The 14,687-nt window shown below is 31.4% G+C and carries 15 protein-coding genes; all 15 read right to left on the bottom strand.

Annotated elements, in window-relative coordinates; translation table 11 throughout:
* Positions 1–163: 163 nt before the first annotated feature.
* The 15 genes from ACTG48_RS06065 to rsxE all read right to left on the bottom strand — a co-directional run bounded on the left by ACTG48_RS06065 (position 164) and on the right by rsxE (position 14,681).
* Positions 164–1,201: a transglutaminase-like domain-containing protein gene (locus tag ACTG48_RS06065; protein ID WP_021383839.1), complete on the bottom strand. Its 1,038-nt coding sequence runs from the start codon at positions 1,199–1,201 to the stop codon at positions 164–166.
* Positions 1,202–1,904: 703 nt separating this feature from the next.
* Entirely contained in the window at positions 1,905–2,318 is a 414-nt protein-coding gene (gene mgsA / locus ACTG48_RS06060; RefSeq protein WP_021383835.1) for a methylglyoxal synthase, read from the bottom strand.
* A 38-nt stretch (positions 2,319–2,356) separates the two neighbouring features.
* Positions 2,357–3,487: a rod shape-determining protein RodA gene (gene rodA / locus ACTG48_RS06055; protein ID WP_479918372.1), complete on the bottom strand. Its 1,131-nt coding sequence runs from the start codon at positions 3,485–3,487 to the stop codon at positions 2,357–2,359.
* Between the two features lie 84 nt (positions 3,488–3,571).
* Positions 3,572–3,856, bottom strand: coding sequence for a cell division topological specificity factor MinE (gene minE / locus ACTG48_RS06050; protein WP_021383822.1), 285 nt, complete (start codon positions 3,854–3,856; stop codon positions 3,572–3,574).
* A gap of 17 nt (positions 3,857–3,873) precedes the next feature.
* The gene (minD, locus tag ACTG48_RS06045; protein ID WP_021383865.1) at positions 3,874–4,671 is read right to left on the bottom strand and encodes a septum site-determining protein MinD; all 798 of its coding nucleotides are present in this window, start codon (positions 4,669–4,671) and stop codon (positions 3,874–3,876) included.
* 23 nt (positions 4,672–4,694) lie between these two features.
* Complete coding sequence (locus tag ACTG48_RS06040) at positions 4,695–5,378, bottom strand: septum site-determining protein MinC (protein ID WP_021383876.1); 684 nt, start codon at positions 5,376–5,378, stop codon at positions 4,695–4,697.
* 97 nt (positions 5,379–5,475) lie between these two features.
* Complete coding sequence (locus ACTG48_RS06035; protein ID WP_479918371.1) at positions 5,476–8,454, bottom strand: penicillin-binding transpeptidase domain-containing protein; 2,979 nt, start codon at positions 8,452–8,454, stop codon at positions 5,476–5,478.
* An 11-nt stretch (positions 8,455–8,465) separates the two neighbouring features.
* Positions 8,466–8,954 carry a rod shape-determining protein MreD gene (gene mreD, locus ACTG48_RS06030; RefSeq protein ID WP_021383803.1) on the bottom strand — a complete coding sequence of 163 codons (489 nt, stop codon included), beginning with the start codon at positions 8,952–8,954 and terminating at the stop codon, positions 8,466–8,468.
* Positions 8,955–8,968: 14 nt separating this feature from the next.
* Positions 8,969–9,862: a rod shape-determining protein MreC gene (mreC, locus tag ACTG48_RS06025; RefSeq protein WP_021383899.1), complete on the bottom strand. Its 894-nt coding sequence runs from the start codon at positions 9,860–9,862 to the stop codon at positions 8,969–8,971.
* A gap of 9 nt (positions 9,863–9,871) precedes the next feature.
* Positions 9,872–10,933: a rod shape-determining protein gene (locus ACTG48_RS06020; protein ID WP_044212993.1), complete on the bottom strand. Its 1,062-nt coding sequence runs from the start codon at positions 10,931–10,933 to the stop codon at positions 9,872–9,874.
* Positions 10,934–11,002: 69 nt separating this feature from the next.
* Positions 11,003–11,662, bottom strand: coding sequence for a RadC family protein (gene radC, locus ACTG48_RS06015; protein WP_021383866.1), 660 nt, complete (start codon positions 11,660–11,662; stop codon positions 11,003–11,005).
* 44 nt (positions 11,663–11,706) lie between these two features.
* Positions 11,707–12,291, bottom strand: coding sequence for a Maf family protein (locus ACTG48_RS06010; protein WP_021383880.1), 585 nt, complete (start codon positions 12,289–12,291; stop codon positions 11,707–11,709).
* A 219-nt stretch (positions 12,292–12,510) separates the two neighbouring features.
* The gene (locus ACTG48_RS06005; RefSeq protein WP_044213008.1) at positions 12,511–13,482 is read right to left on the bottom strand and encodes an RnfABCDGE type electron transport complex subunit B; all 972 of its coding nucleotides are present in this window, start codon (positions 13,480–13,482) and stop codon (positions 12,511–12,513) included.
* A 15-nt stretch (positions 13,483–13,497) separates the two neighbouring features.
* Positions 13,498–14,073: an electron transport complex subunit RsxA gene (rsxA, locus tag ACTG48_RS06000; RefSeq protein ID WP_021383857.1), complete on the bottom strand. Its 576-nt coding sequence runs from the start codon at positions 14,071–14,073 to the stop codon at positions 13,498–13,500.
* A gap of 14 nt (positions 14,074–14,087) precedes the next feature.
* A complete protein-coding gene (rsxE, locus tag ACTG48_RS05995) occupies positions 14,088–14,681 on the bottom strand; it encodes an electron transport complex subunit RsxE (RefSeq protein ID WP_021383804.1) in 594 nt (197 codons plus the stop codon).
* Positions 14,682–14,687 lie beyond the last annotated feature (6 nt).

Genomic DNA, 14,687 nt, shown 5'->3' with positions numbered 1-14,687 from the left:
TGTCTCAAAATTGATTTTTTCTAATCTAATTTTAAGTTCAACTCCTTTTTTAAATTTTTAAAGAGGTCGAAAATCTCTTTTTTGTTTCACATAATAATGTTAAATACACCCTCAGCGAGAGGTTGCATTATTTATAATGATATGTTCTATTTGTATATTAGTATTAACGGACGTATCTAGCGTATGCTACTAGCCCTATTCCAGAATTAGATCCTTTTTCACCAATTTCTACTTTAATAATTATATTATTTTTTTTACAGTATTTTGACAATTCTGCCGCAGAACGGTTCTTACCACTAAAATCTAAAGAAAATGGCTTATCATATTCAAAAGGATATTCAACAGGTTTACTATTTGGTGCTAATGCAAACATACCATATGGTGTTTTCATAAATCCTATTACAGAAACCGTATGCTTTGATGGGTCTAAATTTGAATTACTACCTGTAAACTTAATTGTATTTATTGATGAGTCAATTGAACTACACAAAAGACCCTCATACATTTCATTTTTTGGCTTCATATTATTTCCATAAACTTCATTAAGTATTGCCCCTTGTTGATCTGCTAGCATAGTGTGCTTCCCAGCTTTTGCTGGTGGATTTTGAGTATTCACTGCTCCAACAGCTGGATATGCTGTCTTGTCAAATGGTAATGGGTGAGTAAGGCTCTTGTATATAATGTCCTTTCCTGCCGATTTGTTAGCATCAATGTCTACATGATACAAACGTCCATCCTCAAAACGGACAAGGTTCCACTGGTGGTCATTTGATGTACTATGTACATAATAACATTCAATTCCCATAGCATCACATAGGGCTTTAAAACTCCTACACATTCCAGAGCACGCACCTTTTTTAGTTACCAATGTATAGGCAGTATTGGCTCCCTCTGCTGCGTTCCAATTAACATATGTTGTGTTATTTTTAATGTGATTGTAGGCAACCATAATCTTAGCATCTGTGGTCATGTTCTTTGTAATTTTATTATTCATAAAGTCTGCTGTTGCCTGTGCTACTGAATTCAGTTGGGCTTGTGACAACTTTGGACCATATATACTGTTAGTTCCAGATACGTAGCTTTTTGGTGTCTTTGCAGTAACATCTTTAGCTGTCATACCATAAACTGTCACATACATACTTGAAGTTAAAACCATTGTTGTAATCAATAGTTTGGTAGCTAATTTCCTGATTTTTTTCATATTAGCATTCTCCTTTATAAAATATTTTTATTTCCTATTCCCTACCATTAATCAGACTATTTTGGATTTAAAAAGAAGGATTGTAAACATGTATCTCCATTTATACAGTTGAGAAATATCTGGATTTCATGGAAAATCTGGTTAATATTTTCTACATAATTGGTATACAATACAACTCACAAATTAGTATATTTGATGTCAACATGAGAAAACGATAATTATTAATATATTAGAAACTGTTATTCTGTATCTGGAGTAACTCTTTTTCAATCATTATTAACGGTGAGAGTGAGGAGAATTTTCAATAATATAATTAAAATCAAAATTGTATACTATTTATATATTCTCCCCTAAAAACATTATACAGATTATAATATATATATTCAATACATTTTTTGGAAAGTATAGTTACATCAGGATGTATAATCATGTATAGTTATGGCTCACTGTGAAGACTATAAAAGAAAAGAATGTAACAATATATCAGTTGATTGAGTAAGTAATTCAGATAAAAATGATTTATAATCTAAAACACAATGTATGTTATTGTACTTACACAAAAAACTATGTACAATTTTATTGTGAAGTCAGTGAATATTGTAGATAACATACAAATCAATAGGTTTAAAATAATATAAAAAAAGGAGATGATTCAAATTTTTATTTTGAAACATCTCCTTTTTTTATATATAATTTACTTTTCTTAAACACGTTGACTTTTATTTTTTCTAACTTCTCTCCATGATAGTTCTCCCCTATCAAGAGCTTTTATAAATATTTCTGCAGAAGCTAGATTTGTAGCTATTGGAACATGATAAACATCACAAAGTCTTATTAAAGCTTGTATATCTGTTTCATGAGCCTGAGATGTCAATGGGTCTCTTAAAAAAATAACTAAGTCTATCTCTTGTGTTACTATTAAAGAACCTATTTGTTGGTCTCCACCTAAAGGACCAGATGCTAACCTATTGATATTTAAGTCAGTTTCATCCATTATTCTTTTTCCTGTAGTTCCAGTTGCATAAAGTCCATACTTTTTTAAAATTGATTCATAACCTATACAAAATCCGACCATAGTATTTTTCATTTGGTCATGCGCTACTAATGCTATATTCATATGCTCAATCTCCTCAATTTACGTTTCAAGTATTAAATCTAGAAATTTATTTTCTTTCTTCTCATACAAACATTTAGTACTAATCCTAAGTTTGCTAAGGATGTTAATAACGAACTACCTCCATAACTTACAAAAGGTAGTGTTACTCCTGTTACTGGTATTAATGCAACAGTCATACCTATATTTTGGATTATCTGATAACCAAACATCCCCATAACACCAACCACGATGAGGGTTCCATAAAAATCCTTGGCATCTCTTGCAATTACTAAAAGCCTTAATAAGAATATTGCAAATAAGATTATCAGCACTGCCATTCCTATTACACCAAGTTCTTCACCTACAACAGCAAATATAAAATCACTATCTTGCACAGGTAAAAAATCTTCTTGGTTTTGACTTCCATTGTATAGCCCCTTACCAGTTACACCACCAGAACCTATCGCAATCAAAGATTGCATAACCTGATAGTTTCCTTTCAGTGTTACATCTTCTGGATTTAAAAAGGCTTCTATTCTTATCTTCTGATGGTCTGCCATCATCAAATACATCAGTGGCATTGATACCAACAGTATGATTATTCCTCTTTTTATCAATTTTGAACTAAGACCTGCTGTAAACATCATTGCAAATATCATACAACAAAAGACAATTCCTGTTCCCAAATCTGGTTGTGCAAGTAATAATCCAATAAATGGAATAGCATAAACTACAACAGGTATAACTTCCTTTAATGTATTTAATTTGTCTTTCTTAGTTTCAAGTATCTTTGCATAACTAAGTACAAATGTTAATTTGACTATCTCAGATGTTTGCAAATCAAGTGGACCTAAGTTAATCCACGACCTAGCACCACCTTTTTCTGTACCAATTACAGGTAATAAAACGATGGCTAACAAAACAAGACTTATTATATAAAGCGCTTTGTAATACCTACCTAAAAGATTATAATCAAAAAATAATATGACTATAATCATCCCTATGCCAAGTACAAAAGCTAGTCCTTGCTTAATTAATTGATTATATGAACCAGTCGAATTAGCATGCGTTGCACTACTAAGTATAACAAGTCCAAAAATAAAGATAGCTAATACTGTAACTATAAGTTTCCAGTCTAACTGTTTTATCAACTTAATTGTCGACTTATAATTAATATTGATTTTTTTCAAAGAATCACCGTCTTTCTATCTTTAAACACATAATTAAATAAAAGGGGCATATACCAATAAGGATACCCCCCTTTTAAGCACTAATTACATACATCTATCTTTTATATTCTTTAATGGTATATTAGCAACTAATGCAGATACAGGTTTGTCATCGTGCTCACCTCTGCATTTAGACATTTTTATTTCAAGGCCATCATCTTCTATCTCTGCATAATTGGCTATTACTTTTAAAATGTCTGTTTTTATCATTTCTAAAAGTTGTGGTGAACAATCTACTCTATCATGTACTAAAACTAATTTTAACCTCTCTTTAGCAACAGATTTACTAGTTTTAGCATCGTTAGAAAAAACTCTAAATAAATCTAACACAGATGTATCCTCCTTTGCTACTTAGCCATGCTAAACATTTTTTTAAGTCTACCAAAGAATCCATCTTCAACTTCAAGTTCAAGTAGAGGAACTTCTTCATTTAGTATCCTTTTTGCGATATTCTTGTATGCTTGACCAGCAAGTGACTTTGAATCAAGTATAGCTGGCTCACCTTTATTTGTCGATATAATTATACTTTCATCATCAGGAACAAGACCTAACAAATCTATTGCTAATATTTCTATTATATCTTGTTTATCCATCATGTCTCCACGTTTAACCATATCATTTCTAATCCTATTTATAACTAATCTTATTTCTTTTATTTCATTTGCTTCTAATAAACCTATTATTCTATCAGCATCTCTTACTGCCGATATTTCTGGATTTGTAACCACAATAGCTCTATCTGCTCCAGCTATTGCATTTTTAAATCCTTGCTCAATACCTGCTGGGCAGTCTATTATTATATACTCGAAAGATTCTTTTAGTTTTTCACACAGGTCAACCATTTGTTCAACTGAGACAGCATTTTTGTCTCTAGTTTGTGCTGCTGGTAATAAATATAGATTATCAAATCTTTTGTCTTTTATTAGAGCTTGCTTAAGCCTACAAGTTCCTTCAACTACATCTACTATGTCATAAACTATTCGATTTTCAAGACCCATTACTACATCTAGGTTTCTAAGTCCGATATCTGCATCTACTACTACTGTTTTTTTATTTTCTAGGCTTAGCGCAGTTCCTAAGTTTGCTGCGGTAGTAGTTTTTCCAACTCCACCTTTACCAGATGTTATAACTATAACTTCGCTCATAATACTACCCCCTATTTTTCTTTCTATTTGTCCAATTTTGACAAATAGCTTTCGATTACAATTCTTCCATTACTCACAAAGGCTATTTCTGGGCTAATTTCTGATTCAACTTCATAATTTTCTTCATCATCTGGAGCTTCTGCAATATTTTCTGCTATTTGTAATATTTTAGGATTAAGATTTCCAGCAACAACATATGCAAATTCATTACCTTCTGCACCTGCATGTACAAAGCCTTCTATTTTACCCATTACAAAAACATTACCTCCTGCTACAACTTTAGCACCAGCATTTATATCTCCCATAACAACTGTATTTGATTTTGAAAGCACCTTTGAACCAGGTTTCATATCATTTAATATGACTACATCACCTTCAAATTCAATATTTTCTCCAGATCTTAGGGTATTGACATATTTTGTTGGAAAATTACTATTTTCTTCAATTTTTTGATCTTCAACGAATTCCACATCAAATCTAGAAGTGATTCCTTCTTTTAATTCTAGAATCTCCATGTCAGTTAAATAATCACTATTAATTTTACTAATTTTAGCCCCATTAAAAAAGCCAACATACGCTTCCAATTTGTTTATTAATTTTTCCTGTATTTCCTCAAATGGAGCTTCTTTTTTTATATTTACTATTATCCCTCTTTTATTACCTTTGAACTCTACTAGTTCTTGACTACAAATTTCTCTTAAAGACATAACAACCTCCAGAGTGATATATCATTTATATTCTTCAAATACGCTTTAAATCCTTTTATTTTTTCTGTATAAAGCTAAAGTTTATATATGGATTAAGCTATCTGTTAATTTGTGACTCGAAATTTATATTTTCGTCAGAAGAATTGTTAACATCATTCGTATTGTTGTCTTTTTTACTATTAGTTGGCTCTAATCCCATATACGTTCCAATAACTTCTCGAGTTGGTAAAAGTGAGAATACACTTGAATCACCTTGAGGAATTACACATACAACAGCTATTTCTGGGTCATCTGCTGGAGCAAAAGCAACAGTCCATGTAAAAGAACCATAATCTTGTTTAAATTTATCTATTTCGTCATCTGTTATTTTTGGATTTAATTCTTTTATAGCTTTTCTTAAATATGAAGAATTCACTTTATCAGTATCTTCTAATCTAACTTTTATTCCATCCTCTAACTCTTCTTCTAATTTCTTTCTTTCTTTGTCTTTTAAATCTTTGTTTTCTAATTTCTTTTTTACTTCCTTTTCTTTAGTTAATGAAAGTTCTTTTTCTTTTTCTGCTTTCATCTTATCTGCTAGTTTAACTGCATCATCTAGATTTACATTATAAGATGATATATGACTTTTTAAATATTCATATTCATTATCTGTAGGTATTTTCCCACTTTTCTCAGCTGTACCAGTCTTTGCCGCTACATCTATTGGGAAATCAGCAAAAGCACTCTTTCCTGTACCTTGTTTTGCAACCAATTTCATACCTTTTGTTAATTCTTTTAAGTTGTCAGGATTTTTAAAAGGTATTTTTTCTACTTTCTTCTGGTCATTGATTTTCACTGATGAATAGTTACTTGAAACAGCTCTATCAACTACAGATAATTCTACTAAATTGCCTCCATTTGCTATGGCAGCCACATATCTTGATATCTGAGCTGGTGTATAGGCATTCTCACCTTGACCTATAGCCAAGTTGAATGTATCTGCAGTACTCCATTTTGCAAAGTTGAAATAACTAAATACTGCTAAATCTGCTACATCTTCTATTCTCTCTTCTTTAACATCCAATTTTTTTAGTCTATTCATTGTTTCTACTCTACCAGGAGTTTTCTTTTCTGCTGCCCAGCTTACAATCTCATTGATTCTTTTTTCATATTCTTTAGGATTTTTATCTCTAGTTATATCAACAAAGTCATTTGCCATTTCTCTTTCTAAATTCGACTTTAACAGAGCTTGTGTTGATTTCAATTTATCCTCTGTGCTAGGAACTTTACCTGCTCTTTCTTCTACTTCATCTTGAAGTCCAGTATTTTGGTCAAGTCCAAACAATTTTGCATACTCAAGGATTTTACTTGCATTCATATCTATACCAATGCTTTTTCCATCTGGCCATGTTTTACCTGTACCAATAGTTGCCATATATATATTACAAGATTCTTGTATTGCTTTATATAAGTTTGTCATGCCATGATTGCCTCTACCATGGTTCCATACATAGTCACCAAAAGATTTTTTACCTAACATGATAACCCCAGGGTCATTTATTGTAAAGTTTGGATTTAAACCATTTTCTAAAGCTGCCATTGAAGTTACCATCTTAAATGAAGAACCTGGCTGGAATTCCCCTTGTGTAACTAAGTTTAAAAGTGGACTCCCTGCTAGTAAGTCATTTGGATTCTTTGGCTGAAGTGCTTTATAATCTTCTGTAGAAATACCTTTTGCAAATTTATTTGGGTCATAATTAGGATAGCTTGAAGAAGCTAATACTTCTCCATTTTTTACATCAATAGCTATAAGGGCTGCTGATTGTGCTTTTCCTGCATATGCACTAATTGGTTTATCACCAAATTTACTTTTAAAAGTACCTCCTTTAGAAGCAACTTCTATTATTTGTTTTAATGCATTATCTGAAACTTCCTGTAAGTCTTTATCTAGTGTAAGATATACAGTATCTCCTGATTTAGGCTTTTTAGATTCAATCTCTTTACTGATTCTTCCCAATGCATCAACCTTAACCATTTTATAACCATCAGTTCCTCTTAGTCTACTTTCATTACTTTTCTCTACTCCTGCAAGACCTACCATGTCTCCATTTTCATACCCTTTCTGAAGGTATGATTCTATTTGAGTTGATGGCATTTTTCCTACATATCCTAGCATATGTGAACCTAAAGTTCCATTAGGATAATATCTTACTGGTTCGACTGCTATTGAAACACCAACAAGGTCCATAGCACGCTCTTCAATTTGTGCAATTGTAGTTTCTCCTACATCTTTTGCAATGGTTACTGGATTATACTGAGAATATCCTTTTGATTTTATCAAATCTCTCACAACCATTATTTTTCTTGCATCTTCATCACTTAAACTTTTATCAATGTTTAATGCTTCACTATTTCTTACTTTTTCAAACGCTTCTTTGGCATTTAGCTTAGTCTCTTTTATCTTATAACTAGCCAGCCAATCTCTCTTATCTCTTTCTGCTGTGAACATCCATTTACTAACTAAAATAGGTGGATAATATCCATTTTCATTCAGTTTTGCTTGTAACTTTGTTGCATCCAATCTTTTATCTTCTTGAGACAATATTCCAGCTGATATAAGTTTATCTACTAAGTAATAAAAACTTTCTTTAGCATTATAATCATTTGGGATACCATTTTCTGATTTATACTCTCTAATATCTCTGTCATATGTATAATAGTACTTTCCATTTTCTACATATATAGGAAACTCATCTACATATTCTTCACCATTTTTTTCAAGCAAATTTATAAGCTTTAATGATATTTCATTTGCTCTTGAACGCTTCTTTGCATCTTTTTTATTAATATCGTTACCTGAAACCTGAACAGTAAATAAGTTTTTATTTCCCGCTAACAATCTTCCATATCTATCTTTTATTTCTCCTCTTGGAGCTTCTATTGCCAATTTTTTATATGTTTTATTCTCAGCTAACTCATTGTAATATTCATATTTAAATGTAGTCATGTAGATTATTTTTACTAAAATAGCTAAAAATATCACACTTATGACTATTTTAATTATTTTTAGTCTATCAACTTGTTTATTTTCTTCCATGAACTCACCAACTAATCTTCTTTAAGTTTTAAAACTGCTCTTTTAGATAAGCGATATATTACTAAACCAATTAAACTATTCACTATTGGTGCTACTAGTAGACCTTTTACTAAAAGTGTTGATATGCTATAGCTTTGATAGATTATACTAGATGTACCTATATTGACAATTGAATCAATTAAACTTCCTATAAAAATCAAAACGAAAGTAATAATATAGCTACCTTTATATAGCTGGTCTCTCATGTGTCCGATTGCATACGCAATAACAAACAAAACTAACGCATTTACACCAAAAATTCCACCAACGGTTATGTCTTTAATAAGCCCTATTATAGCAGCTATAATACCACCCTCTAGTTCATCTAAATAAAGAGAGATTATAGTCACATATATAAGAACTAGATTAAAGCTTATGCCAAAAATATCTATATAATTTGTTATACTATTTTCTATAGTCATAAGCACAATTCCTAATAGACAAAGTAAAACTTTTTTCATTGTTTTTATCCCCTTTATCCTATATTTCTTGGTTCTATGACTACAACGTCATCTATATTCTTAAAATCAACATAAGGTTTTACAACTACATATTTTAGCGACTTATCTTTATCATCAACTACTTTTTCAACCTCACCAATTGGTATACCCTCTGGGAAGAATCCAAGACCTGATGTTGTTATTATATCTCCTTGAATTACATTGTATGATGAGTCAAACATATAACCTTGTAAATATCCTTTACTATTATAACTATCCTTATTATCCAAAGTAGTATTTTGAGTAATTGTTCCTTTCGCATTAGCATCCTTTGCTAGTTTAAAACTTACAGATGCCTTAGAATCCAATAGTGAAATTGCCTTACTATAATTGTTTGAAACTTCATAAACTACACCAACTAATCCACTACCATTCATAACTATACTTTCTTTTTTTACACCCGAACTTTTCCCTGCACCTATAACAAAGCTCTCATACCAGTTTCCATCATTTTTACTGACAACACTTGTAGAAATACTTGTAGCTTTATATTTTTCCTCTACAAAATTAAGCGTCTTTTTTAACTCTTCTAGTGATTCTGTTTTATCTAATTTAGTATTTAAAGTTATCATATCCTTTTTAAGTTTTTCATTTTCTGCTTCTAATTTCTTTACCTTTTTAGAATTCTCTTTAAAACTTGATATATCTTTAAATCCATTTTTGATAAAAGAAAAGCCATTGTTTATTCCTTTTCCAACACTTGTAATAGCATCAGAGGCTACTCCTAAATTTACTGGACTACCACTAGAAAACTTACCGATTGATATACCCACAATTCCAATTAAAGTGATAGCAACTACGCCCGTTGCTATCACTTTAACATTAATCCTTTTTTTCTCATTTTTATTCTTGTCAAATCTCAAGGCCATCACCAACTTCTAATTTTTAGCATTCATCATTAATACTTTTTCAAAGATTTCTTGGTCTTCAACAGATTTTCCTGTTCCAAGTGCAACACAATCAAGAGGTGTTTCTGCTATTTGCACAGACATTCCAGTTTCTTGTGTAATAAGTTTATCAAGACCTCTAAGCAAAGCTCCTCCTCCTGTTAGCATTATTCCGTTTTCCATTATATCTGACGCTAATTCTGGTGGAGTTTTTTCTAGTGTAGATTTTATTGCATCTACTATTGAACTTACAGGTTCTTTTAATGCTTCTCTAACTTCTGTAGAACATATTTCTATTGTCTTAGGTAACCCTGAAATTAAATCTCTACCTCTTATTTGCATGTTTACTTCTTCATCATCTTTAAATGTAGAACCTATACTAATCTTAACATTTTCAGCAGTTCTTTCACCTATCATAAGATTGTACTCTTTTTTTACATAAGCAACTATAGACTCATCAAACTCGTCTCCACCAATTCTTATAGATTTAGCAGTAACGATTCCTCCTAAAGATATTACAGCTATCTCTGAAGTACCTCCACCAATATCAACTACCATATTACCTTCTGGTTCTTCAACTTTTAATCCTGCTCCTATAGCTGCTGCCATTGGCTCTTCTATAAGGAATGCATCTTTAGCTCCTGCTTGTCTTGCAGCTTCTTCTATAGCTCTCTTTTCTACTTCTGTAACTCCAAAAGGAACACATATAGCTATTCTTGGACTTACAACACCTTTTTTGTCAGCTGCTTTTTGTATGAAATAACTAATCATTGATTGAGTTATATCAAAATCAGCTATTACACCATCTTTCATAGGTCTTATAGCTACTATATTTCCTGGTGTTCTACCTATCATTTTTTTAGCTTCTTCACCTACTGCTAAAACTTCCTTACTGTCATCTCTTATTGCGACAACTGATGGTTCTCTAACAACAATACCTTGTCCTTTTATGTAAACTAATGTATTTGCAGTCCCTAAATCTATTCCCATATCCTTTGTCATCTTATTAAAACTAAAAAAACCTTTTTTCTCTTTCTTTTTTTCCTTAGCCATGATTTTACTCCTTCCTACTATTAAGAATCATGTTAAAAACATTCTCCTACTATTTTATCACATATAAAGTCAAATTATCATATTTTCTTTAAAGCTAAAGTATAATCCATCTCCAATAATTATATGGTCAATTATTTCTATTCCAATTATTTCTCCACATTTAACAAGTCTTGATGTGATATTCTTATCTTCACTTGATGGTTCCACACTTCCTGAAGGGTGATTATGCATCACTATTATTTTACTTGCACTTCTTCTTATAGCTTCTTTAAAAACCTCTCTAGGATGGACTAATGACGAGCTTAAAGTCCCCACGGATATATCTACATCAGATATTATCTCATTTTTTGTGTTCAAAAGAACTGCTTTAAAAACCTCTTTTTTTAAATACCTAAGGCTGTCCATATAATATTTATGTATATCCCAAGGATTTTTTATTTTATACTTCATAGGTTTAAAACTGGCTATTCTAGAGCCTAGTTCTAAAGCTGCTTTAATTTGGGTTGATTTTGATAACCCAATTCCATCTATATTACACAGCTCCTCTATTGTCATATCTTCTAAATGTCTAATACCCTGAATATCTCTATTTATTATATAGTTGGCTAACTCAATAGCATTTTTATTTTTGTTACCAGTCCTTAAAAGTATAGCCAACAATTCAGTATTTGATAAGCTTTTTACTCCTTCAGCAAGCATCTTTTCTCTGGGTCTTTCCTCTGGTGCCATTTCTTTTACCTTAATGGTTGAATTAAATGACTTTTTCAGATAAATCACACTCCATAAAAAAGATTTATATTAAAATGTTTTTTTAATAAGTCACCTAACTTTGAAATTGGAAGACCGACTATATTAAAATAATCTCCTTTAATTTCTTCAACTAGCAAAGCTCCATAGCCTTGTATACCATAAGCTCCTGCTTTGTCAAATGACTCTTTAGTTCTCAGATAATCCTCAATATCCTGTTCTGATAACGTTTTAAATTTCACATTGCTGATTACATAGTCAATTACTTTCTTATCTTCGCACAAGTTTATTAAGCTAATACCGGTTATGACTTGATGCTCTCTTCCAGATAGTCTTTTTAGCATATCTCTTGCACAAGACTCATCTTTAGGTTTTCCTAAAATAGCATTGTCTAAAACAACAACTGTATCAGCTCCAATAACAACATCTTCATTATGTTCAGATGCTACAGACATACTTTTTTCAAAAGCCAATCTCATAACTAAATGTTCTGGTGCTTCACTTTCTAATATAATCTCATCAATTTCACTTTTAATTATATCAAATCTTACATTTGTATTCTCTAGAATTTCTTTCCTTCTTGGAGAGGCTGATGCCAAGATTATATTCATTTATTCACCTCGTTTGTACGTAATTTGTACCTATTTAGTCTATCACTATATTGTAAAAAATTCAACAGAAATGTCGAACCTTTTTTGTTACACTATTGTTATATTTATTACCAATAAAATAAATATACATAAAATAGAGGTATGGAAATTATTCCATACCTCTGTTTTATGTACTCATTAGAGATATGGAAATTATTCCATATCCTTATTTTGTCCATATTACAAAATTTTAATAGCTTTCTTTGGACATTTTTCCATACATAAATGGCATCCTACACATTTATCAGCATCTACCTTATGTTTTTCTTTTAATTCTCCTTCTATTGCATCAAACTTACATTGTTTTTTGCATACTGTACATCCAACACAAAGTTCTTGGTCAATAGTAACTTTCTTTTTCTTAGTTATATCACCTGATATTACTTTTGTAGGGCATTTTGCTACACATTCCATACAACCTACACACTTGCTAGAGTCTATCTTAGCTATTTTATTTTCAAATATTATAGCATCAAATTTACAAGCTTTTACACACATTCCACAGCCAATACATCCAGCAGTACATTTTTCTTTAACAGCCTTACCAAACTCTTTACTGTTACACTCTACAACTACTTCTTGACTTTCTGGCTTTGTGATTATTATGCCCTTAGGACAAACTTCTTGACATTTTCCACAATTTACACATTTTTCTTCATCTATTACTGCTACTCCATCAACTATAGATATAGCATCAAATTTACAAGCAGCTTTACATGTTCCAAGACCTAAACATCCAAATTTACACATTTTAGCTCCTGAATTTAAAACATTTGCTGCTCTACAATCTGATATTCCGTCGTACTCATATTTATCTTTTGCACTTGAACAAGTTCCTTTACAAATAACTTTTGCTACTTGCTTTTCACCTGCTTCAGCGCTTACTCCCATTATTTCTCCTACTTTTGCACCAACATCTGCTCCACCTACAGGGCAACCATTAACTGGTGCTTTTCCTTCAACTATTGCACTTGCAAGACCTCCACAACCTGGAAATCCACAACCACCACAGTTAGCTCCTGGAAGTACTCCTAGTATAGCTTCCACTCTTTCGTCTACTTCTACAGCAAACTTTTTAGATGCAAAATCTAGTACTATCCCGAAGATTAAGCCCATAACTCCTAAAACTAATACAGCTGTAAGTATCACTATTTTCACCCCTCTTTTTTATAGCTTTATAAGTCCTGTAAATCCTAAGAAAGCTATTGACATTAAACTTGCTGATATAAGTGTTATAGGGAAACCTTTAAATGCTTCTGGTATATCAGCTAATTCTAGTCTTTCTCTTATACCTGCGAATATTACTATTGCTAAAGTAAATCCAGCTCCGGCACCAAATCCATTTATTATTGTTTCTACTAAGTTATAACTTTTTTGAACATTAACTAGAGCTATACCAAGAACTGCACAGTTTGTAGTTATAAGAGGTAAATAAACTCCTAATGCTTGATATAAAGATGGACTCATCTTTTGAATTACCATTTCAACGAACTGAACTATAGAAGCTATAACCAATATAAAAGCTATTGTTTGTAAAAATCCAGTTCCAGTTTTTACTAATAAAATTTGTATAAAATAAGTTATAATTGAAGCTAAAGTTAAAACGAATGTAACTGCAACTCCCATCCCTACTGCTGTATCAACTTTCTTAGAAACTCCTAAGAAAGGACATATACCTAAGAACTGAGATGTTATAACGTTATTAACAAGAACGATACTTAAAAATAAAAGTATTAAATTCATTTATTACACCTCCACTACGCTTTTTTACTTCTTAATTTATTAAATCCTGCAAATAAGAATCCTAATGTTAAGAATGCACCTGGTGGTAATATAAATATTAATACTGGTTGGAAAGATGCTCCAAATAGTGTCAATCCAAATAAACTACCATTTCCAAGTAATTCTCTTACTGCACCTATTATTGTAAGAGCAACAGTAAATCCAAGACCTTGACCTACACCATCAACAATTGAAGCTAGTGGACCAGTTTTAAAAGCAAAACTCTCTGCACGAGCTAATATTAAACAGTTAACAACTATTAATGGTATATATATACCAAGAGCCTTATCAAGAGCAGGAACATATGCTTTTAAAACCATTCCTACTATTGTAACAAATGTAGCTATAATTACTACAAATATAGGTATTCTTATCTTATCTGGTGTGATTTTTCTTAGTAATGATATAACTAAATTTGCACATATTAAAACTGCTGCTGTTGAAAGACCCATACCGATTCCATTTATTGCTGAAGTTGTAACGGCTAGTGTTGGACACATACCTATAACTTGCACAAATGTTGGGTTCTCATCTATTAGCCCATTTTTAAATACTTTAGCTAAATTCATAATTAA

Source organism: Clostridioides sp. LIBA-6822 (assembly GCF_056688955.1).
Note: the sequence above shows the minus strand (reverse complement) of the source record. Positions and strands in the feature narration are given on the sequence as shown.